The organism is Christiangramia aquimixticola (assembly GCF_048285835.1).
Lineage (GTDB): Bacteria > Bacteroidota > Bacteroidia > Flavobacteriales > Flavobacteriaceae > Christiangramia > Christiangramia aquimixticola.
Map to the genome: position 1 here is coordinate 1 of NZ_JBLVTL010000259.1, position 291 is coordinate 291.

Sequence of the window (291 nt, forward strand, 5' to 3'; positions counted from 1 at the left end):
GTAAGAATTAGGTTGGACCGATAAAACTTTGAGAAAACCAGAATCTCACTGTTAACCGAGAAAGCCACATCGAAAAGCTTTCCCAAAGCGATGTAAAACACAACCCACTTGCCTGCCTGATAGATTTCCCGATTAGGTACAAAGTGGTAAATCTCATCAATACTACTCCAAATCAAGGCGAATAAAAGCAGGCAGATGTAGAGTTGCCTGTTGGAAATTTGCTTGTAGAGGAGGTTGATTTCGTTGAGTCTATTTTTTGAAAAATGGTCAGCAATGACTGGCATAGCTACC

General features: G+C 40.5%; 1 protein-coding gene. It reads right to left on the reverse strand.

Annotated elements, in window-relative coordinates:
- Positions 1 to 291: hypothetical protein (locus ACNKXV_RS14395; protein WP_417908395.1), on the reverse strand; the 291-nt coding region annotated here is incomplete at both ends.